This window comes from Streptomyces sp. NPDC001922 (genome assembly GCF_042891165.1).
GTDB lineage: Bacteria > Actinomycetota > Actinomycetes > Streptomycetales > Streptomycetaceae > Streptomyces.
The window spans coordinates 115,898-136,286 of sequence record NZ_JBIASV010000002.1; the positions used below are offsets into that span (position 1 = coordinate 115,898).

Genomic DNA, 20,389 nt, shown 5'->3' on the forward strand with positions numbered 1-20,389 from the left:
GAGCCGCCGGGCGCGGGGACGAGGACGGGGCTGCCGGGGGTTCCCGTGGTGACGGGCGGCTTCGCGCCGGCGGGTGTACTGGTGTCCGGGGACGCGGACAGGCTCACTGCAGACCCTCCTGGGTTCGGTGACGAGGACGGGGCTGGACGGGCAGCCCCCGCAGGAACAGCCGGATGCCGTGCATCCGGATGCCCAGGGACACGGCGGCGGTGGACCAGGGGTGGCGGACGGCCGCGCGCAGCAGGCCGAGCGGGCCGGCGGGCCGGCGCCGTCCGCGGAGGGTGGCGGTGAACGGCCGCTGTCCCTCCCGTTCCAGGTGCACCGTCAGGTCGAGGGCGTCGCCCGGCTCCGGGAGCCGCATCCGGTAGCCGCCGTCGACCGGGAAGAACGGCGAGACGTAGAACTCCTTGTCCACCCGGGCCCGGTGGCGGGCGTCGGTGCGGAGCAGGTAGCAGTGGCGTCCGCCGTAGGTGTTGTGGACCTCGGCGACGACGCAGACCGGGGCGCCGTCGCGGTCGTGGCACCAGTAGAGGGTCAGCGGGTTGAACACGTACCCGAGCACCCGGGCGTGGCCGAGCATGAGGACCCGGCCGCCGGCCAGGTCGATGCCCTGGGCGGCCAGGTACCGGTCCAGCCCGGCGCGGATCGTGGGGGCGGTGCCGCCGAAGTGGTCGCGGGGGTCGAAGCGGGCCAGCGGGCGCAGCGGGCGGGGCAGCCGCGGGAGCCGGTCGGGGTCGACGAGCCAGAGGTAGGTGCGGTGCCGGAAGGCGTAGCGCTGCGGCCGGGTGCGCACATGCGCCACCGTGCAGGCGTAGAGGGCGGGGGCGGCCGGCGGGGCCGGGGCGGTCACCAGGCCACCCCCAGGGCGCGGGCCGCCTCGACGCCGGAGCGGCAGCCGTCCTCGTGGAAGCCCCAGCCGTGGTACGCGCCGGCGTAGGCGGTGACCGGGCCGCTGAGCCCGGGGAGCCGCCGCTGGGCGGCGACGGACTCCGGGGTGTAGACGGGGTGTTCGTAGACCATCCGGGCCAGGACGGCGTCCTCGGCGACGCGGCCGGTGCCGTTGAGGGTGACGAGGTAGTCCTCGGGGGCGTCGAGCCGCTGGAGGCGGTTCATGTGGTAGCTGACCCGCACCGCGTCCGCGGAGGCCCCGCAGGAGGGCATCAGGTAGTTCCAGGAGGCGCGCGCCCCGGCGCTGCGGGGCAGCAGGGAGGCGTCGGTGTGCAGCAGGGTGGGGTTGCGGGAGTAGCGGAAGGCGCCCAGCACCGCGCGCTCGTCGTCGGTGGGGTCGGCGAGCAGCCGGAGCGCCTGGTCGGGGTGGACGGCGATGACGACGGAGTCGTGGCGGTGGGTGTCGCCGTCCTCGGTGACGATCTCCACGCCGTCGGGGCAGCGGCGCACCGCCCGCACCGGGGTGGCGGTGCGGACGGCGGTGAGCTGCTTGGCGGCCCGGTCGACGTAGGCGCGGGAGCCGCCGGTCACGGTGCGCCAGGTCGGGGAGCCGCCGATGCCGAGCAGCCCGTGGTTGGCCAGGAAGCGGAAGAGGTAGCGGGCCGGGTAGCGCAGGGCGGTCTCGGAGCTGCAGGACCAGACGCAGGAGACCACGGGGGTCATGAAGTGGGCGGTGAAGTACGCGGAGAAGCGGCCCTCGGCGAGGAAGTCGCCGAGGGTGCGGTCGTCGGTGCCGGTGCCGTCCCCGGTGCCGTCCCCGTCGAGCAGCTTCCGGGCGCGGCGGTGGAACGCCGTGACCTCGGTGAGCATCCGCAGGTAGGCGGGGTGGACGGCGTTGCGGGGCTGGGCGAACAGGCCCCGCGGGCCGCGCGCCCCGGCGTACTCCAGGCCGCACCCCTCGCACCGCACCGACATGCTCATCTCGGACTCCTGGGTGGTCACCCCGAGTTCGCGGAAGAGGCGCAGCAGATGCGGATAGGTGCGTTCGTTGTGGACGATGAAGCCCGAGTCGACGCGGTGCACCCGGCCGTCGGAGGACGGGACGTCGTGGGTGTGGGCGTGCCCGCCGAGCCGGTCGTCGGCCTCGTACAGGGTCACCTCGTGCGAGCGGTGCAGCACGTGGGCCGCTGTCAGCCCGGCCACTCCGCCGCCCACCACGACCGTCCGCCGCCGTTCCACCGCCATGCCGCTGTACCTCCACACCTGCCGCGGGCCGATCCCTCGCAGCTCATTCGGTGTGGCGGGGGTCGCGGATTGGTCGGTTCCGCGATCTTTTTCAGCGCGGGGGCACGCTCACTCTTCCGAGTGAGCAGACCCATCCGTCCGACGGGTTCGCGACGAATGCGGGGTGTGAGCGACCACCGGCGGACGACGACGGACGGCACGGGGGCGGGAAGCGGCCCCCGGGGGCGAGGGCCCGGCCCCGCCGGCCGTCGTGTCCTTGGGCGGGCTCGCTCCGGAAGGCGGCAGCGGACCGTGACCGGCGCCCTCACCGGCGCAGGCTCCCCTCCATCACGGCTGCTGCCGCGCGGCCGCCTCGGGGGCGGTGGGCGCCATGGGTCGTGGCTGCGCCGCCCGAGGGACCGAGGCAGCCGCTTCCCCGACCTCGTGAACCCGGTGGACCGGCCGGCGGCCCGGCCCCGTCAGCCCGTGCCGCCCACCCCGTGCTCCGCCGCGATCTGCTCGATGCGGTGCGCCAGTTCGAGGTCCAGCTCCGTCACCTTGCCGCCCGCGCTGTGCGTGTTCACCGACGCCGTCAGCTTGTTGTAGCCGAGCGTCAGATCGGCGTGGTGCCCCAGGGCCTCCTGCACCCGGGCGATCTGCCCGACCATCGCCGCCGCTGCGAGATGTCCCCCGCAGGTGTAGGTCCGCTCGATCCGGTCCCCCCGCAGGGACCAGTCGGGCAGCTCCGCGAGGCCGTCCTGGATCTGTGCGCGCGTCAGCGGTTCGGGTGCCATGGGTGCTGCCCTCCGTGCTCGGTGCCCGGTCGCGGCCCCGGTGGGTGCCACACCTCCACCCTGCCACCGGACGGGGTCGGATTCGCGCCAATGTGCTCCCGGCGCGGGAGTTCCCTTCCGGGTGACCCGGGAGGCTTCTATGCTCCGCCGGACGTTGCGGTTACCGGCGGTAGTAGGGGGCGGCATGCACCGTACGGGCAGGACCAGACGGACGTTCGTGACGGGTGCCGCGGCGGCGGCCGGCAGCGCCGCCCTCCCGGCCGGGCAGGCGGCGGCAGCGCCCCGCGGTCCGCGCGCCGGGCGGACCGTCGCCGTGCTCGGCGGCGGTGTCGCCGGGCTGACCGCCGCCCATGAGCTGGCCGAACGCGGCTTCGCGGTCACCGTCCTGGAGAAGAAGGGCCTGGGCGGCAAGGCCCGCAGCATGGACGTGCCGGACAGCGCCCGCGGCGGCCGCAGGCCGCTGCCCGGCGAGCACGGCTTCCGCTTCATCCCGGGCTTCTACCGGAACCTGCCGGACACCCTGCGCCGCATCCCGTTCCCGGGCAACCGGAACGGCTGCCACGACAACCTCGTCGCCTCCACCGAGGTCATGCTGGCCCGGACCGGGCGCGAGGACATCCGGCTGCCCTTCTCGACCCTCGGCACGCCGCCCGGCCCGCTCTCCCCCGACGATCTGCTCCGCACCGTCACGGGGCTGCTCGTCACGGCCGCCAACCTGCCCGCCCACGAGGTGGCGTACTTCGCCAACCGGGTCCTCGTCTTCTTCACCAGCTGCGACAAGCGGCGGCTGGACGACTGGGAGCGCACCTCGTGGTGGTCGTTCCTGCGGGCCGCCCGGATGTCCGCCGACTACCAGCAGCTGCTGGCCATCGGCATCACCCGCAACATCGTCGCCACCAAGGCCGAGGTGGCCAGCACCCGAACGGTCGCCAACTGCTTCGAGGCGTTCTTCTTCAACATGCTGGGGCGCACCGCGGACGGCGAACCGGACCGGGTCCTCAACGCCCCCACGAACGAGGCGTGGATCGACCCCTGGGTGGCCCATCTGCGGAGCCTGGGGGTGCGGTTCGAGGTCGGCGCGACCGTGCTGGACCTGCCGTACGCCGACGGCCGGGTCACCGGGGCCGTCGTCCGGGACGCGGACGGCACCCGGCGCACCGTCACCGCCGACCACTACGTGTGCGCCATGCCCGTCGAGCACGCCCGCACGGTCTGGGGCCGGGCGCTGCGGGCCGCCGACCCGCAGCTGGGGCGCGCGGACCGGCTGGAGACCGACTGGATGACCGGGATCCAGTTCTATCTGACCGAGCCGACCCCCGTGATCCACGGGCACATCAACCACCTCGACTCCCCCTGGTCGCTGACCTCCGTCGGCCAGGCCCAGTTCTGGAAGGGCCGGAACTTCCCCGCCGACTACGGGGACGGGCAGGTCCGCGACTGCCTGTCCGTCGACATCTCCGAGTGGAGCCGCCCCGGCATCCTCTACGGCCGCACGGCCAAGCAGTGCACCCGGGAGGAGGTCGCGCGCGAGGTGTGGGCGCAGCTCAAGGCGGCGCTGAACGACACCGGGCGCACGGTGCTGCGGGACAGCGCCCTGCACTCGTGGTTCCTGGACCCGGCGGTGGACGGCATCGGCACGCCCGAGCCACGCAACGACGACCAGCTGCTGATCCACCCGACGGGCACCTGGTTCAACCGGCCGACCGCCCGGACCGCGGTGCCCAACCTCTTCCTCGCCGGGGACTACGTGGCCGTGGACATCGACCTGGCGACGATGGAGGGCGCGAACGCCGCGGCCCGGCAGGCCGTCAACGCCCTGCTGGACGCCTCCGGTTCAGCGGCGCCGCGGTGCACCGTCACCCCGCTCTACCGGGCGCCGGAGTTCGACGCGCTCAAGCGGCACGACGAGTTCCGCTACGGCCTCGGGCTGCCGAACCTGTTCGACCTGGGGTGAGCCGGGGACGGTCATTCACCCGGGGACTGCCCTCGGGCCGGGGACGGGCCGTTGGGGCCAGGAGCGTCAGGCGGGCGCCTCACAGGCGACCGCCGTGAGGACCACGCCCCGCTCGGCCAGCCACCGGCCCTCCAGCATCCGGACCGGCGCCCCGGCCACCTCCAGGCCGGGGACGAGGAGTTCCACGCCGAAGGTGCCGTCCCGGCGCAGTTCGACGAAGGCGTCCTCGAAGCCCAGCCAGCGCCGGGTGAGCGGGAACCACGTCTTGTACACGGACTCCTTGGCCGAGAAGATCAGCCGCTCCCAGTGGATGCCGGCGTCCTCCGCGGCCAGGGTGCGGAGCAGCTCGCGCTCGCCGGGGAGGGTGACGGAGTCCAGCACCCCGTCGGGCAGCGGGCCGGCCGGCTCGGCGTCGATCCCCAGGCTCACCACCTCGGTGTTCCGGGCGACCGCACAGGCCCGGTACCCGTCGCAGTGCGTCATGCTGCCGGCGACCCCCGCCGGCCAGCTCGGCGCACCGCGCTCCCCCGGCACCAGCGGGACCGGGGCGTGGCCGAGCCCGGCCAGCGCCCGCCGCGCGCAGACCCGGACCGTGGTGAACTCCCGCCGCCGCTTGTCCACGGACCGGGCCACCGCCACCTCTTCCTCGGGGAAGAGCCGGGCCTCGTCGGCCGGTACGTCGTCGCCGAAGGACTCGGCGGTCACCGCGCGGGACGGCAGGAGCCTGCCCATGAGCGAGGTGGACGTGCCACGGACGGGCGGACTCTGCACGGCGACTCCTCGTGGGTCGTCGACCGCCGGGGGGACGGTCACGGTGCCGGGACGGTGCTCGAACGGTGAACCCGAGGAGTTCCGCTGCTTCCTGCGGCAGTGAGGGAACCGGAACCCTCATGCGGCGACGGCCGCGCCCGCGGTCGCCGTCGACGCCGTTCATCCTATCGGGGGCCGCTCCGGCCGGGCCGGATCCGACGGGGCGCGCCGTGATCGTTCGCCGCTCAACGTGCGCCGCGCCAGGGGCAGTTGAGCCAGTCGCCAGGCCCCGCCCCGGTGGCCGGAACTGCGCGCCCGGGACGGACCGATGCACCTCCCGGCCGTCCCGTCGCCCGTCGCGGAGAACCGTTCCCGCGCCGGGGCCGGAGGCGTACCGGAGGGGAGGTACGCACCCGGGTACGCACCCGGATACGGGTCCGGGTCCGCCCCCGGATACGGGTCCGGGTGCCGCTGCGCCGGATGCCGCTGCGCCGTGCTCCGCCGCTCCGGGACCGGTGCGCCCGGCACGACCGGCCCCCGCCGGGTCAGCGCTCCGGCCGCACCGGCCGGGCGAGCAGGACCGCGACGTCGTCCTGGGAGCCGGCCGGCAGCAGGTGCCCGAGGATACAGTCGCAGATCTTCGGCAGCGGGTCCTCCAGGTGCCGCAGCGACCGGGCGAGCTGCCGCATGCCCTCGTCGATGTCCCGGTCCCGGGCCTCGATGAGCCCGTCGGTGTACATCACCAGCAGACTCCGCTCGGGCAGCGCCACCCGCTCGGTGCGGAAGTCCTGTCCCCCGGTGCCCAGCGGGGTGCCGGACGGGCCGTCGAGGAAGGTGATCGTGCCCTCGGCGTCGGCGACGGCCGGCGGCGGGTGGCCGGCGCGGGCGATCAGACAGCCGCCGGCGGCGGGGTCGTGCACGGCGTAGACGCAGGTCGCCATCTCGTTCTCGCCCAGGTCGGCGACGACGGCGTCCAGGGAACGCAGCATCTCGGACGGCGGGATGTCGTGGCGGGCCAGCGTCCGTACCGCCGTGCGCAGCTGCCCCATGACGGCCGCCGCGTGGATGCCGTGCCCCATGACGTCCCCGATGACCAGCCCCGTTCTGCCGCCGGGCAGGGCGATGGCGTCGAACCAGTCGCCGCCGACATCCTGCTCGCTGGCGGGCAGGTAGCGCCCGGTCAGATCCAGTCCGGGGACACTCGGCAGGGCGCTGTTGGTGAGGCTGCGCTGCAGGGTGAGGGCCGCCTCGCGCTGGCTGGTGTACATCCGGGCGTTGTCGATGTTCAGCGCGGCCCGGCCGACCAACTCGTCGATGAGGACGTTGTCCTGCTCGTCGAACGGCTCCCGGCGTCGGGTGCGGGTGGCCACCACGGCGCCGAGCACCTTGCCCCGGGCCACCAGGGGGACCATGCGCGCCGAGCCGAGGCAGGTCCGCAGGTAGCCGCGCAGCCGCTCCTCCCCCGGGTCGGTGATGAGCGCGGCGATGTCCGGGAGGTAGAGGTTCAGCGGGCGGCCCTCGGCGACGACCCGCTCGTACACCGAGTGGGGCGGGATGCGGTAGGTGCGGCCGACCGCCAGCTCCTCGTCGGGGGCGTCCGGGTCGGTGAAGGCGGCGGCGATCCGGCGCACCATGCCCTGGGCGGAGGCGGCGGTCTCATCGGGGGTGAGCACCTCCTCCAGCATCTGGACGTCGGCCGAGTCGGCGAGCTGGGGCACCAGGGCCTGCACCACCTCCTCGGCCGTCTGCCGCAGGTCCAGCGTGGTGCCGATCTTGATCCCGGCTTCGGCCAGCAGCGCGAACCGCTGCCGCGCCCGTTCGGCGTTCACATGGGCGCGCTGCCCCTCGGTGATGTCGATGAGGGAGGCGATCAGGCCCAGCGGGCGGCCGGAGCCGCCGAGCAGCGGGGCGTAGGAGCAGGACCAGACGCGGTCGTCGCCGGGGGCGGCCGGGGTGCGGCCGATGCGGCGGAAGTCCACCACGGCCTCGCCGCCGGCCAGCACCTCCCGCATCACCGTCTCCAGTTCCTCGGCGTTGACGTCCGGTGCCACCTCGGAGACCCGGCGGCCGATGTGCTCGGCGGCGGAGACACCGTTCATCCGGGCCAGCGCGTCGTTGACCCGGACGTAGTCCAGCTCGGGGCTGAGCATGGCCAGCCCGATCGGCGACTGGGCGAACAGGCCTTCGAGCGCGGCCAGGGAGTCCCGCATCCGGACGACGGCGGAGGTCTCGGCGGCGATGACCAGGTTGCCGGTGCGGCCCTCCGGGTCCGCGGTGCGGCAGATCCACATCTCCATCTGGACGAAGTGCCCGTCCCGGTGGCGCACCGGGAGCGTGCCGACCACGGCCTCCCCGGACCGGACGCGCCAGGTCAGCTCGTCGGCGAGGCCCCAGTTCTCTTCGGGTACGAGCGTCTGCTTCACCGGGCGGCCGAGGACGTCCTCCGGTGCGTGGCCGAGCAGTTCCTCGGCGGCCAGCGCCCACTGGACGATGCGTCCGTCCGCGTCGTCCCGCCACAGCGCGATCGGCAGCAGTTCACGGAACACACCGGCATACCCGACCCCGGGCCGGGGCGGTTCCGGTGTGTCGCTCGTCGGCTCGTGTGTGTCCACTGCCATGACCATCCTGGGCCATGGGCCGCTCGTCCCGCCGCCGCGCCGCCGGTGCCGAAGGCCGCGTTCCGGTGCGGGAAAGCCGCCCACGCACCATCGGTACAGCGTCCGCGGGCGCAGGGTCCTCGGGCGCAGGCTCCTCACGACCAGCGTATCCGAGGGGCTGCGGGGAGGAGCGGCGACGATCCCGGGACCGCCGCCGCCCGGTCCCGGGCCGGTCGTACGGGGGCATCCGACGAGCGCGGCACCGCGCCGGGACCTACGGTCGAACCATGGACTTCGACATCACCGAAGCGGAGGAGGCGCTCGTCCTCCGCATTCAGGAAAGGCTGACCGCCGGCGGCAACCCGACGGAGGACGAACTGGCGGCCGATCTGGGCGACGACGCGCGGCGGAACCTCGAGTCCCTGGCGGACAAGGGCTGGGTGTCGCTGATCCAGCCCCCGGAGGGCGGGCCGAACATGGTCAGCGCGCTCTCCCCGATGGCCCAGGCTGCGGTGACCAACCGGCGCGACGCGCAGAAGTGACGCGGGGCCGCGCCTGCCGCGGGGCAGGCGACGGCCCCGCGGGCGTCAGCCGGTGGCGGCTCCGGCTCAGGCGACGCTCTCGCCGGTGGGCGCCGCCTTCGTGGTGTCCGCCGGCTCCACGGTGTCCGCCGGCACTGCTGCGTCCGCCGGCACTGCTGCGTCCGTCGGCTCCGCGGTGTCCGCCGGCTCCGCGCTCGCCGCCCGCTTCCGGCGGGCGGACATCCAGGCGTGCACCAGCACCCCGGCGAACAGGAACAGCACACCCTGGTAGACCGCCGCGTAGCCGGCGCCCGCGACCAGCCACAGCGAGAAGCCGAAGGCGGTGAGCGCCAGCACCACGTCGCGGACGAAGCGCCCGGGGCGGACCCGGTCGCGCTGCCCGGAGATCAGGAAGTAGAGCTGGGCGGCGGCGGCCAGCAGGTACGGCACCGTGGCGGTGAACGTGGTGACCAGTACCAGGATCTCGAACACCCGCGCCGTACCGGCCGTGTAGTTGTAGACGGTCAGCAGCGAGGCGAGGACGACCGTGACCAGCACGCCGAAGGTCGGCACGCCCCGCCGCTTGATCGCGAACCGCTCCGGGAACAGCCCGTCGCGCGCGGCGGCGTACGGGGTCTGGGCGCTGAGCAGCGTCCAGCCGTTGAGCGCGCCCACCATCGAGACGAGGGCGGCGCAGGCGACCACGGTGCCGCCCCAGGTGCCGCCGAACATGGCGTTGACCGCGTCCGTGAAGGGCGCCCCGGAGGAGACCAGTTTCTCGTGGGCCACGGTGCCGAAGACGGCGAGGGTGCCGAGCAGGTAGACCAGCGCCGCACCGAGGGTGCCCAGGACGGTGGCCCGCCCGACGTTGCGCCGCGGGTCGCGGACCTCGCCCGCGCTGACCGCCGCCGACTCGACGCCCAGGTAGCTGAAGAGCAGGATCGCGGCGGACGCCGAGACCGCCCCGAGGGCGCTGCCGTCCGTCCCCTGGAACGGGCCCAGGTTCTCCGGGTCGAAGAAGAAGAGACCACCGACGGCGACCAGCAGGAGGGGCGCGAACTTCAGAACGGTGGAGACGAGTTGCACCGCGCCGACCCAGCGGGTCCCCGCCAGGTTGGCGAGCGCCGGGAACCACTGGAGCAGCAGCGCCGCGACCGTCATCTTCCAGACCGAGCCCTCCACCGGGAGGAGCACGTCGAGGTAGCCGACCGCCGCCACGGCCAGCGCCGCGTTGCTCACCCAGGTCGTGATCCAGTACGACCAGGCGGCGAGGAAGCCGGCGAAGTCGCCGAACGCCTCGCGCGCGTAGACGTACGGACCGCCGGTCCGCGGATCCCGCTGCGCCAGCCGGCCGAACACCAGCGCGAGGGCGATGGCGCCGATGGTGAGCACACCGAAGGCGAGCAGGCTGACCGTGCCGTACGGGGCGATGGACGCCGGCAGCAGGAAGATGCCGCCGCCGATGATGTTGCCCATCACCAGCGCGGTGGCGACCGGCAGTCCGAAACGGCTGGCGTGCCGGCTCCCCGCGCCCTGCTGCGCGGGGTCCTGCTGCGGGGAGTCCGGCGCCGGGGCGGTCACCGCCTCCCCGGAAGGGGCCTGGGCCGCGTCCGGGGCCGGAGCCGGCGGCGGAACGGTTCCGGTGTCGTGCATGGGGTGGTGCCTTTCCTGTGCTGCGCGCCCGTGACGGCCGGTACGGCGTGGGGGTGCCGCCGGGTGGTGAGCCGCGCGGGGCTGCCGGGGGCGGGCCGCTCCCGACGGTCACCCGCCGTCACCGCCCGTCCGCGTCGCTTCCGGTGCGCAGCGTGCCGCGGCCGGTGGCGCGAAGGCGCACACCAGCCGTGAGTTTCCGGGGGACCCCATGGTCGGGCATGGTCCACCCGGCACCAAATCACCGATGATGTTCGCCGACGGAACCCCCTTCGCCGAAAATCGGACGGTCCGGGGCGCGTTCGGCCGCGCATTCTTCTCCAGCGGGCGCTCGGGGGGCTTCGCCGGAGGGGCGTGGTGCGGGCGTACCGGCTCCGCGCCGGGCCGGCGCTCAGCCCACGCGCTCGGCGCTCAGCCCACGTGCTCGACGCCAGCCCACGCGCTCGGCCCTCAGCCCACGTGCTCGACGCCAGCCCGCGCGCTCGGCCCTCAGCCCACGTGCTCGGCGGGCTCCCCGGGCGGCGTCAGCGGCACCTGCGGGCCGTCCGCCTCCTCCAGCCAGCGGCGCAGCACGGCGTGCAGCTGCTCCGCCCCCGCCAGCTCCCGGCCGTCGGCGACCGGCGGGGACAGCTCCACCGGCCAGAGCAGGAAGGGCAGGGACTGGGCGCCGCCCAGCCCGCCGTGCGAGCCGATCTGCTCCTCGAACGCGTAGACCTCGTCCGTCGCCGGGTCGTACGCCGAGTTGACCATGATGTCGGCCGCGTGCGGGAAGCCCGAGGTGCGCCGTACGGTCTCCGCGGCGCCGGGCCCGAAGGGCGCGAGCGGGCTCCCGGGGGCCTCCGCCGGCGGCGCGCCCGGCCCGTCCGCACCGGGCGCCGCCCCGTCCGGCCTTCGCGAGCCCGTTCCGCCGTCCCACTCGCCCGGGCCCCGCTCTCCCCGGCGCCGCCCGCCCGGGCCCGGTTCTCCCCGGCCCCGCTCGCCGGTGCCCCGTTCTCCGCTGTTCCGTTCCCCGCCACCCGGCTCCCCCGGGCCCGGCCCGTGTCCGCCGTCCGGGCCCGAGGGCCCCCGCCGTCCGCCGTCCGGCTTCGCCGCCCCCAGGCGGTGCTCGGCGCCGCCCGCGCCCAGGACCACCGGACCGTGCCGCTCGCTGCGGACGAGCAGGAAGCCGATGCCGGGGTGTTCCGCCAGGGTGCGCAGCAGGGCCGGGTGGCGGCGGTCGATCTCCTCGCGGCTGACCCGGCCGGGCAGGCCGGGGAAGCTGATCAGCCCGAGGTTGCCGGAGCCGAGCACCAGCGGCTCGGTGGCCCGGGCCCGGCGGTGCCGCTGGTCCCCGTTTGCCTTCTCCGGGCGGTGCAGGGCCGCGCGGGCCGCCGCCCGCGCCTCGGCTCCGCTCGGCGAGCGGCCCGCCCGGCGCGGCACCGGCAGCCCGCACCCGGCCCGGACCAGGTCCTGGAGCGTCAGCCCGTAGGCGTCCTCGAAGGTCGGGCCGACGCTCTGCCCGTGGTCGGAGAGCAGCACGATCCGGTAGGGCCGCGGCGCGTGCTCGGCGACCTGGGCGATCAGCCGGATGCTCCGGTCTAGCCGGGCCAGGACCTGCTCCGCGTCCCGGCTGCGCGGGCCCGAGTGGTGGGCGACCTCGTCGTATCCGACCAGGTCGGCGTAGACGGCCGTCCGGCCCACCAGCAGGTCCCCGATGACCGAGGCGACCACCACGTCCCGCTCCACCACGGTCGCGAAGGCGCGGATGAACGGGTACAGCCCGCCCCGCTTGACGCGCGGCCGCTCGCGCCGCAGCCGGGCCCGCGCCGACTGGGTGATCTCCCGCCCGACCTCGGCGAGGTACGACCACGCGGTACGGGTGGCGTTGGCCGGGTCGGAGAAGTACGCGAAGTACCCGGCGCGGGAACGGTTCTCCTTGCCGCGCCGGGCGGTCACCGACAGGACGAGCGCCAACTGGTCCGCGCCGCCGCTGAACAGATTGCCCCGGCTCGCGCCGTCGGCGGTGAGCAGCCCGCCCCGCCCGGTGCGCAGCACGGCCCGGCGCTGGAGCTCGGCGACGCTGGTGGGGCGGCTGCACACCATGACCTCGCCGGTCTCCTTCTCGTACCAGCGGAACGCGGGCACATCGTGGTTGGAGCCGTGCAGGATGCCGAGCTGGCTGGCGCCCGTCTGGCTGGACCAGTCGGTGCGCCACGGGGTGAGCCGGTAGCGCCCGTCGGCGCGCCAGCGGGCCACGGTCGCCATGACCGGTGGCCGCGGCGGCCCGCCGGCGAGGCCGGGCCGCTCCCGCAGCGCGTCGGCCAGCACGTCGTGCCCCACTCCGTCGAGCTGGAGGAACACGGTGCCCGGCGCCGTCGTCCCGGTGCGGCCGCGGGCGTCGCCCCGGCGCCTCCGGTGGGCGAGCCGGTACAGCCGCCGCCGGTACGCGACGTCGTCGCGCACCGCAAGCGCGGTGCTGGTGGCGGATGCGACGGCGGACATGACGGCGGCGACCACGACTGCCGTCTCCGGGGCGACTTCGCCCCGCTGGTCCGGTACCAGGCGCAGCGCGACCAGCAGCAGCGAGCCGTTGAGGAAGAACACCAGCAGCCCGAGCACGAAGGCGGGCACCAGCAGCAGCGCCCGTACGACCAGCGGCCAGACCAGGGCGCTGAGCAGGCCGAAGGCTCCGGCGCCGAGCGCCGCGGTGATCGCTATCCGGGTGGCGCTGTCACCGGCCGGGGACTGCAGCCGGAAGTCGGGGAGGAGGGCGGCGAGGACGAGCAGCGTCACCGTACTCGCGGCCCAGACGACGAGCACCCGCAGGACCGTGCCCCCGACCGCCCGCCATCTGCCGTCCACCACCACGCTCCCGCCTGCCGCCTCCCGTCCGGAATCCGCCGGAACCGCGGAGCAGGGCTCCGGTCACCGGCCCGCTCGGCACCGGGCACCGGTCACCCGGCATCCGTCCGGCTTCCCCGGGAGGCTTCGTACACCCGCCCCGCACCGGGCATGCGGGCGCGCTCCCCAGCGTGGCACAGGAACCGCCGTCCGGGCCCCGGCCTGCCGCGCTTCGTGCTGGTGTGCGGATGGGGCCGGGTCCGGGCCGGCGGCGGCTCGGGGCGCCGGGGCTTTCGGCGCCACTGGCGCTCAGGGGATGCAGGTGTTCACGGGGTTCAGGGATGCGGGGATTCGGGAGTTCACCAACAGCGGCCGGCCGGAAGGTCCGTGAGCTGCGGAGCCGAGAGGTGCAGGACCTCGTAGCGGTCGCCGGGCCGGTCCTCGGGCGGTTCCTCCTCCCACAGGGTGAAGTGCACCGACTCCCAGTGGCGGGGGTCCACGGCCAGCGCCGAACTGTGCACGCCCGGCTGCGCGGCCGTGGCCCGGACGGCTTCGAGCGCCCGCCCCACCGCCGCCTCGGGCCCGCTGTCCGCCGGGAGGAAGGACGTGTGACGGGTCGCGGCACGCGGCACCGACCGCAGGGCCGGGCCGGGCTCGAAGGCCGCGCCGGTCCAGTGCCGGACCGCAGGGCGGCCGAAGTCGGCGACGATGCCCTGGAAGCCGCCCCCGCCCCAGAGGAAGTGGTTCATCCCGGCGAGGGAGTGCCAGAGGTAGAACGGCGCGTACTGGTTCACCGCCGAGCCCGCGCTCCCGCGCTCCCGGATGAGGTACGCCTTCAGGCCGAGCCCGGCCCGGTCGTCCAGGGCGGAGCCGCGGCCGGCGACCCGGTCCCGGATGATCCGCATGTCGTAGTCGGCGGGCAGGGTGATGTCGTACTGCATGGCGTACACGGGCGACGGTTCTCCTGTCGTGGGCACTTCGCCGGAGGTCGAGAGCCTGAGCCTTCCCGGTCCGGCCGGCTGTCGGGCGTCCGCCTCGCGCCGCGCCTGCGCCGCTGGGCGGTCAGGCGCGGGTCCGGGCGGTGAGCAGGTCGACGGCGCCGTCCACGGCCCGGTGGAACGGCTCGGCGGAGCCCGCGGCGCGCGCCAGGACGTAGCCGCCCTGGACCACGGCGGCCAGCGCGGCGGCGGTGCCCACCGGGTCGAGGTCCGGGGCCAGTTCGCCGCGCTCCTTGCCCTCCGCCAGCACCTCGGCCAGCCGGCGCCGCAGCCAGTCGAAGGTCTCGTCCAGCGGTTCCCGCAGCCCGGGTTCGGCGATCACCTCGGGGTCCTGGGCGAGCCGGCCCACCCGGCAGCCGCCCAGCACGTCGCGCTCCTGCCGGAGGTAGGCGGTGATCCGCTCGACCGCCGTGCCGGGGGCGGACAGGTGCCCGTCCACCCGGGCGCGGACCTCCTCGGCGTTGCGGCGGATCGCGGCGAGCGCGAGACCGGGCTTGCCGCGGAAGTGGTGGTACATGCTCCCCTGGCCCGCCTCGGCACGCTGCTGGATCGCCTTGGGGCTGGTGCCGACGTACCCGCGCTCCCGGAGCAGCTCCTGTGTGCTGCGGATCAGACGTTCCCTGGTGTCCATGCAGCAAGTGTACCTACTGGTATGTACAACGCTGGTGCGGACAACGCCCCGGGTGCACGCCGCACTGCGCGGTTGCGCGGCGAGGCGTGCACCGGCCGGGTACGGGGAAGAAGCCGAGCGAGGATGGAGGGGCCGGAGCAGCAGGGACGGGCGGTGGACGGGCCGTGGGCCCGGCGGCGCGGGGCGGAGCGGCAGGAGGTGGCGCGTGCCCGTGGAGATCACGTGGTGGGGCCATGCCACCGCCACCGTGGCGGACTCCGGTCTGCGGTTCCTCACCGACCCCGTGTTCGTACCGCGGCTGGCCCATCTGCGGCGGCGCCGGGGCGCGCTGCCGCCGCCGGAGGCCGCCGTGGCGGACGCGGTCCTCGTCTCCCATCTGCACGCCGACCATCTGCACCTGCCCTCCCTGGCCCGGCTGCGGCCGGGCACCCGGCTGCTCGTGCCGCGCGGTGCCCAGCGGGCCCTGCCCGGACTGCGACGGCTGGCCGAGGGCGGGCTGCGCGTCACCGAGGTCGCACCGGGGGACGAGCTCGCGGTGGGCGAGGCCGTGGTCCGGGCGGTCCGGGCGGCGCACGACGGCCGGCGGCTGCCGTACGGCCCGCACCGGTCGCCCGCGCTGGGCTATGTGATCAGCGGGGAGGCGCGCACGTACTTCGCCGGGGACACCGGGCTGTTCGAGGAGATGGCCGACGAGGTGGGGCCGTGCGACGTGGCGCTGCTGCCGGTCGGCGGCTGGGGCCCCTTCCTCGGCCCCGGGCACCTGAACGCCCGCCGGGCCGCCGAGGCCCTCGTCCGGCTGGAGCCGCGCAGCGCGGTGCCGGTGCACTACGGCACGTACTGGCCGATCGGGCTGGACGCGGTCCGCCCGCACGAATTCCACGCGCCGGGTGAGGAGTTCGTCCGGCATGCGGCGCGGCTGGCCCCCGAGGTGACGGTGCACCGGCCGGCCCACGGGGAGCGCGTACGGCCGGAGACCGCGCGGTGATCCGGGAGTTGCTGGGCACGGTGCCTCCGGAGACCACCCAGGCCGTCGGCTATCCGACGCTGTTCCTGCTGATCGTGCTCGGTTCCCTGGTGCCGGTGGTGCCGACGGGGGCCCTGGTGAGCTCCGCTGCGGTGGTGGCCTTCCACCGGGCTGCGCCGCTCTCCCTGCTGCTGGTGTTCGTGGTGGCGGCGTCCGCGGCGTTCCTCGGCGACCTCGGCCTGTACTGGCTGGGGCGGCGCGGAGCGGAGTCCCGCAACGTCGCGCGGCGGCTGGCACGGCTGCGTCACCGGGCCGCTCCCGACCGACTGGAGACGGCGCAGCGGAAGCTGGACGCACATGGGGTCACGGTGCTGGTCCTCTCCCGGCTGGTTCCGGCGGGACGGATTCCGGTGATGCTGGCGTGCCTGCTGGCCGAGAAGCCGATGCGCTGGTTCGCCCGCGGCGACGCGCCGGCCTGTCTGGCCTGGGCGGCGACGTACCAGCTGATCGGCATCCTCGGCGGTGCGCTGTTCGGCGAGCCGTGGCAGGGCGTGGTGGCGGCCGTGGCGCTGACCCTGGCGATCAGCGCGGTGCCCGCGGGGTGGCGGAGGCTCGCCGCCCGCCGGGCCGGCCCGGACTGAGCCCCGCGCGGACCGGCCCGGACCGAGCCGGGGCCCGTCGCCGGCTCCTCCTGCCGGCCGGCCGCGTGTCGCCGGCTTCCGTCCCGTGCGGGCCGGGCTCCGGTCGCGCGGGGGACTCCGGCGCGGCCGTGCGCGGTCAGGCGTCGGCGCGCTGGTCGTCGTCCAGTTCCACCAGGGTGTCGCGGAGCAGGGCCAACGCCCGGTCCACGTGCTGGAGCAGGAGCGGATCCTCGGCGGTGAGGGTCCGCAGCCGCTCGCTGTCCGAGCCGCCCAGCAGCGGACCGGTGGAGAGCCGGGCGCGGAGCGCGTCGGGACCGTCCCCGAAGCGGTGTCCGCCCGGCACGGGCTCGCCGAGCCGTTCGCTGAGGTGGTTCTCCAGGTCGACCGAGTCGCTGATGCCACGGGCCTCCAGGGCATGGCGCAGCGGGTCGAGGTCCACATACACATGGCTGCCGGCCTGGGGCGGACGGCACAGGGCTCCGGCTGCGGTGACCGTGCGGTGGACCGCGGCGGCGAGGGTGCCGTGCAGCCGGGCGGCGGCTGCCGTCCGGGCGGCGACCGGCTGGGGTTCGGTGAGCGCGTGCGCCACGGCCGCGGCCACGGGTCCGGCGAGCACCGTCCGCAGCCCGGCCATGATGTCCAGGGTGGCGGCGTGCAGTTCGCCGCCGCGCCAGGTGTTGGGGAAGCGGACGACGGCGGCGGGCCAGCCCGGGGGAACGTGGGCCGCGCCGAGGTCGGTGAGGACCACGACGTCGTTCGGATGCATCTCGGCGGGGCTGAACAGCACGGTGCCCGGCTCGTGCAGGGTGTCGCGGTAGGTCTCGTCGCTGACGATCAGCATGCCCTCGCCGAGCGCCGCCTCGCAGACCTCGTGCAGCACCTCGGGCGGGGGCACGGTGCCGCACGGGTCGTCGGCCACGGACAGCAGCAGGACCCGCGGGTCGCCGCCCTCCGCCCGCACCCGCCGTACGGTTTCGAGCAGCGCGAACGGGTCCGGGACACCGCCGCATTCGGCGGGCGTGGGCGCGTGGTACGCGGGGCGGCCCAGCAGCACGGCCGGAGCGGCGTACCAGGCCGCGCAGGGGCGGGTGAGGAGGACGTCCCCGCCGATCGCGGCGAGCAGGGCGAGCAGCAGCGGCTGGGCTCCCGGCCCGGCGGCGACGTGGTAGGTGTCGGTCTCCAGGCCCCGCCGCGACCAGTAGCCGCACGCCGCCTCCAGCAGGTCCCGGCTGCCGCCCACCGGTTCCGGGCCGGCGCCCGTGGCACACCGGAAGAGCCGCTCGGCGAGCTCGGGGAGGACCGGCAGGCCCGGGGCGGGTGCCGGCGGCCCGAACGAGGCCGGGCCCCGGCCTTCCGATGCGGTCGGCTGCATCCGTACCTCCGACGTGGGTCGTGCCGGCGCCTGAAGGATCTCCGGTGCGCCGCAGGCCGGGTACCCACACCTCCGCAGATCACCCGGGGACGGCCGAGGGGACGACACGGCCGGGACGGACCGGCCGGGCCGTGGCTGCCCGGTCTCCTGGACGTGCGCCGTCGGCGCGCTGCGGCTCGTGGGCTGTGCTGTCGGGTCGTGCTCGTGGGCTGTGCTCTTGGGCTGTGCTCGTGGGCTGTGCTCGTGGACGCCGCTCCTGGTCAGTTGCGCGACTCGGCCATCACCTGGTCGCAGAGGGCGGAGCAGGTGCGGCTGATCAGCCGCGACACATGCATCTGGGAGATGCCGAGCTGTTCGGCGATCCGGCTCTGGGTCATGTCGCAGAAGAACCGCATGTACAGGATCTGCCGCTCCCGCTCCGGGAGCTTGCTGAGCTTGGGTTTCAGGGCCTCCCGGTCGACGATCAGGTCGTAACCCGGCTCCTGGTCACCGAGCGTGTCGACCAGCGCGTAGCCGTCCTCGGAGCCGGGGAGCTCCGCGTCCAGGGAGAGCGGCGTGAAGCTCTCCAGGGCCTCCATCCCGAGCTTCACCTCCTGCTCGGTGAGGCCCGTGTGCTCGGCGATCTCCCGGACATCGGGGCCGCGCCCGTCGAGGGAGTGCGAGAGCTCGCGGTGGGCGGCCCTGACGCGGTTGCGGAGTTCCTGGACCCGGCGGGGCACGTGGAGGCCCCACATGTGGTCGCGGAAGTGACGCTTGACCTCGCCGACGACGGTCGGGACGGCGAAACTCTCGAACGCCGTGCCGCGTTCGGGGTCGTACCGCCGGACCGCCTTGACCAGACCGAGAGCCGCGACCTGCTCCAGGTCCTCGAGCGATTCACCGCGATTGCGGAACTGCCGGGCGAGGCGTTCGGCCATGGGAATCCAGGCGCGGACGACCTCCTGGCAGAGGGCGTCCCGCTCGGGCCCGTCGGGCAGGTGGGCGAGTTCCTCGAACTCGGCGGACGTGTCGGGGGCGTCGTCGTGAGGGTGCTTCGCGGAGGGGCGCTTGGCCGAGATTTGTGCGGTCGTCATGATGGACAGCTCCCAGGACGGCGGACTGGATCACCGCAGGAGCACGCGCACGACCGAACGGAAACGCGCCACCGGGGCATACACGGTTGCCTCCCGCGGGCGTGCCTTCGGTCCGAAGCACGTCTTGCGCCTGCCCGTCGGACCTCCGGTCAAACCGGCGACCCCGTCGGCCCCACGGGCACTCTCCACGGTAAGCCCGCCCCGTACGGCCCCGCATCCGGCGCCCACGGCTGCGTCCGGAGGCGCCGTCCGGGGGCCGGGGTGGTCCGCCGACCGCAGGTGCCGTACCCGGACGAACCGCAGGACGAACCGAGGAAGCGGGCGGCACGAGGACGGGCCCCGGGAGGCGGGGACCGGCGGAGGACCGCCCCGGTGGGAGCTGCGGAGGACGGGAAAGGGAGTGGCCCGGCAGGGGCTCAAGACCAGGATCCAGGAACTCCTGCCGGGCGGTCCGGGGGGGGTGGCTGCTACGAGGAGCCGACGGCTGCCCGGAGACCCCGGCCCGCCGGCCGCCGCGCCGGGGAAGGGCGGGCAGCCGGGCCGAGGAGCTGGGTCAGTGCCGCCGGGCCAGGGCGTGCCAGTAGCCGGCAGCGAATTCCCGGCTCCGTGCGTACCGGTGCGCCGCGGGGGCGTGGCCGTGCCGGCCGCGTACGGCCAGGGCCGCCACCAGCACCATGCCGAGGGCCGCGGCGGCGACCGGAACCGGGCGGCGCCGTCCCGTCTCCGCGGCCGCGTGTACGGCCGTCCGCAGCTGCTCCGGCGTGTCGTGGACGACGTCGGAGGCATACGCGGCGGTGTGCTGCATGTGCTCCTTCATCTCGGCGACCTTGTGCTGCGCCAGGGTCTTCACATCCGCCCGTGCCGCGAGCTCCTCCACCGTGGCGCCCAGCCGCTCGCGGGCCTCGGCCACCTGGCCGCGCAGCTCCTCCGGGGTGTTCGTCATCGGTGCACCCTCTCCTTGATCACTTCGACGTCGGCCTTGAGACCGCGGATCGCCTGCTGCGGTTTGAGCGGTGAGGCGTTGCGGGTGTCCCGCCTCGCCAGCAGGGCGAGCACCGCGGCCACCACGAACAGCGTGCCCGTCACGATCAGAGCGGCGGCCCAGACGGGCAGCGCCAGCGCGATGGCGGCGATGCCCGTGGCCACCATCGCCTGCAGGCCGAGGAAGGCGACCAGTCCGGCGCCTCCGTACAGGCCACCGCCGCGTCCGGCCCGTCTGCCCTTCTGCACCATCTCGGCCTGAGCCAGGCGCAGTTCGCTCCGGACCAGGTCGGACAGCTGCTCCGAGGCCTGCTTGACGAGCTCGCCGACGGGCTGCTGCTCCCCCGGGCGTGCCGCGCCGCGGGCCGCCCGGACCGGTCCGGGCGCCGTGCCGTCCGTTCCGGGCATGGCGCGGGCATCTCCGGGGCGCATACGGTCCGTTGAGGTGTCCGGGCGCGGCTGCCCGCCGGTACCCGTCCGGCCGTCTCCGTGTCCTCTGCGGCCGGTGCGATGCGTACGGTCCTGCACAGT

At 75.1% G+C, this 20,389-nt stretch carries 17 protein-coding genes; 4 read left to right on the top strand and 13 right to left on the bottom strand.

The features are described 5' to 3' along the window. Nucleotides 1-103: 103 nt before the first annotated feature. The 3 genes from ACFYYR_RS03965 to ACFYYR_RS03975 all read right to left on the bottom strand — a co-directional run bounded on the left by ACFYYR_RS03965 (nucleotide 104) and on the right by ACFYYR_RS03975 (nucleotide 2,906). Nucleotides 104-850 (bottom strand): DUF1365 domain-containing protein, encoded by a 747-nt coding sequence (locus ACFYYR_RS03965; protein ID WP_388846625.1) that lies wholly within the window; start codon nucleotides 848-850, stop codon nucleotides 104-106. Continuing rightward, nucleotides 847-2,133, bottom strand: a complete 1,287-nt coding sequence (locus ACFYYR_RS03970) for an NAD(P)/FAD-dependent oxidoreductase (RefSeq protein ID WP_388846627.1) — start codon at nucleotides 2,131-2,133, stop codon at nucleotides 847-849. The genes ACFYYR_RS03965 and ACFYYR_RS03970 overlap by 4 nt, the downstream gene beginning before the upstream one ends. A gap of 458 nt (nucleotides 2,134-2,591) precedes the next feature. Beyond that, nucleotides 2,592-2,906: a 4a-hydroxytetrahydrobiopterin dehydratase gene (locus ACFYYR_RS03975; protein ID WP_388846629.1), complete on the bottom strand. Its 315-nt coding sequence runs from the start codon at nucleotides 2,904-2,906 to the stop codon at nucleotides 2,592-2,594. A gap of 184 nt (nucleotides 2,907-3,090) precedes the next feature. Between ACFYYR_RS03975 and ACFYYR_RS03980 the strand changes: the two genes are divergently transcribed. Continuing rightward, a complete protein-coding gene (locus ACFYYR_RS03980; protein ID WP_388846631.1) occupies nucleotides 3,091-4,860 on the top strand; it encodes an FAD-dependent oxidoreductase in 1,770 nt (589 codons plus the stop codon). Between the two features lie 66 nt (nucleotides 4,861-4,926). On the opposite strand, the gene ACFYYR_RS03985 is transcribed toward ACFYYR_RS03980, so the two are convergent. Both ACFYYR_RS03985 and ACFYYR_RS03990 read right to left on the bottom strand, forming a co-directional pair. After that, nucleotides 4,927-5,592, bottom strand: coding sequence for a 4'-phosphopantetheinyl transferase (locus tag ACFYYR_RS03985; protein ID WP_388847254.1), 666 nt, complete (start codon nucleotides 5,590-5,592; stop codon nucleotides 4,927-4,929). Between the two features lie 563 nt (nucleotides 5,593-6,155). Further along, entirely contained in the window at nucleotides 6,156-8,228 is a 2,073-nt protein-coding gene (locus ACFYYR_RS03990; RefSeq protein ID WP_388846633.1) for a SpoIIE family protein phosphatase, read from the bottom strand. A gap of 266 nt (nucleotides 8,229-8,494) precedes the next feature. Between ACFYYR_RS03990 and ACFYYR_RS03995 the strand changes: the two genes are divergently transcribed. After that, nucleotides 8,495-8,749 (top strand): hypothetical protein, encoded by a 255-nt coding sequence (locus ACFYYR_RS03995; protein ID WP_388846635.1) that lies wholly within the window; start codon nucleotides 8,495-8,497, stop codon nucleotides 8,747-8,749. Between the two features lie 66 nt (nucleotides 8,750-8,815). Here ACFYYR_RS03995 and ACFYYR_RS04000 read toward each other — a convergent pair whose 3' ends face one another. The 4 genes from ACFYYR_RS04000 to ACFYYR_RS04015 form a co-directional block, all read right to left on the bottom strand. Continuing rightward, a complete protein-coding gene (locus ACFYYR_RS04000; RefSeq protein WP_388846637.1) occupies nucleotides 8,816-10,381 on the bottom strand; it encodes an amino acid permease in 1,566 nt (521 codons plus the stop codon). 486 nt (nucleotides 10,382-10,867) lie between these two features. Then, complete coding sequence (locus ACFYYR_RS04005) at nucleotides 10,868-13,222, bottom strand: phage holin family protein (protein ID WP_388846639.1); 2,355 nt, start codon at nucleotides 13,220-13,222, stop codon at nucleotides 10,868-10,870. A 335-nt stretch (nucleotides 13,223-13,557) separates the two neighbouring features. Next, nucleotides 13,558-14,148 (bottom strand): DUF4865 family protein, encoded by a 591-nt coding sequence (locus ACFYYR_RS04010; protein WP_388846640.1) that lies wholly within the window; start codon nucleotides 14,146-14,148, stop codon nucleotides 13,558-13,560. A 112-nt stretch (nucleotides 14,149-14,260) separates the two neighbouring features. Continuing rightward, entirely contained in the window at nucleotides 14,261-14,827 is a 567-nt protein-coding gene (locus ACFYYR_RS04015; RefSeq protein WP_388846642.1) for a TetR/AcrR family transcriptional regulator, read from the bottom strand. Nucleotides 14,828-15,032: 205 nt separating this feature from the next. Between ACFYYR_RS04015 and ACFYYR_RS04020 the strand changes: the two genes are divergently transcribed. Further along, entirely contained in the window at nucleotides 15,033-15,812 is a 780-nt protein-coding gene (locus ACFYYR_RS04020) for an MBL fold metallo-hydrolase (protein WP_388846644.1), read from the top strand. Beyond that, complete coding sequence (locus ACFYYR_RS04025; RefSeq protein WP_388846646.1) at nucleotides 15,809-16,432, top strand: DedA family protein; 624 nt, start codon at nucleotides 15,809-15,811, stop codon at nucleotides 16,430-16,432. Before ACFYYR_RS04020 ends, ACFYYR_RS04025 begins: the two co-directional genes overlap by 4 nt. A gap of 136 nt (nucleotides 16,433-16,568) precedes the next feature. Here the strand turns inward: ACFYYR_RS04025 and ACFYYR_RS04030 are convergent, their stop codons facing one another. The 4 genes from ACFYYR_RS04030 to ACFYYR_RS04045 all read right to left on the bottom strand — a co-directional run bounded on the left by ACFYYR_RS04030 (nucleotide 16,569) and on the right by ACFYYR_RS04045 (nucleotide 20,266). Next, complete coding sequence (locus tag ACFYYR_RS04030) at nucleotides 16,569-17,804, bottom strand: aminotransferase class I/II-fold pyridoxal phosphate-dependent enzyme (protein WP_388846648.1); 1,236 nt, start codon at nucleotides 17,802-17,804, stop codon at nucleotides 16,569-16,571. Nucleotides 17,805-18,064: 260 nt separating this feature from the next. Beyond that, complete coding sequence (locus ACFYYR_RS04035; RefSeq protein ID WP_388846650.1) at nucleotides 18,065-18,877, bottom strand: SigB/SigF/SigG family RNA polymerase sigma factor; 813 nt, start codon at nucleotides 18,875-18,877, stop codon at nucleotides 18,065-18,067. A gap of 553 nt (nucleotides 18,878-19,430) precedes the next feature. After that, entirely contained in the window at nucleotides 19,431-19,820 is a 390-nt protein-coding gene (locus tag ACFYYR_RS04040) for a DUF3618 domain-containing protein (RefSeq protein ID WP_388846652.1), read from the bottom strand. After that, nucleotides 19,817-20,266: a phage holin family protein gene (locus ACFYYR_RS04045; protein ID WP_388846654.1), complete on the bottom strand. Its 450-nt coding sequence runs from the start codon at nucleotides 20,264-20,266 to the stop codon at nucleotides 19,817-19,819. The genes ACFYYR_RS04040 and ACFYYR_RS04045 overlap by 4 nt, the downstream gene beginning before the upstream one ends. Nucleotides 20,267-20,389 lie beyond the last annotated feature (123 nt).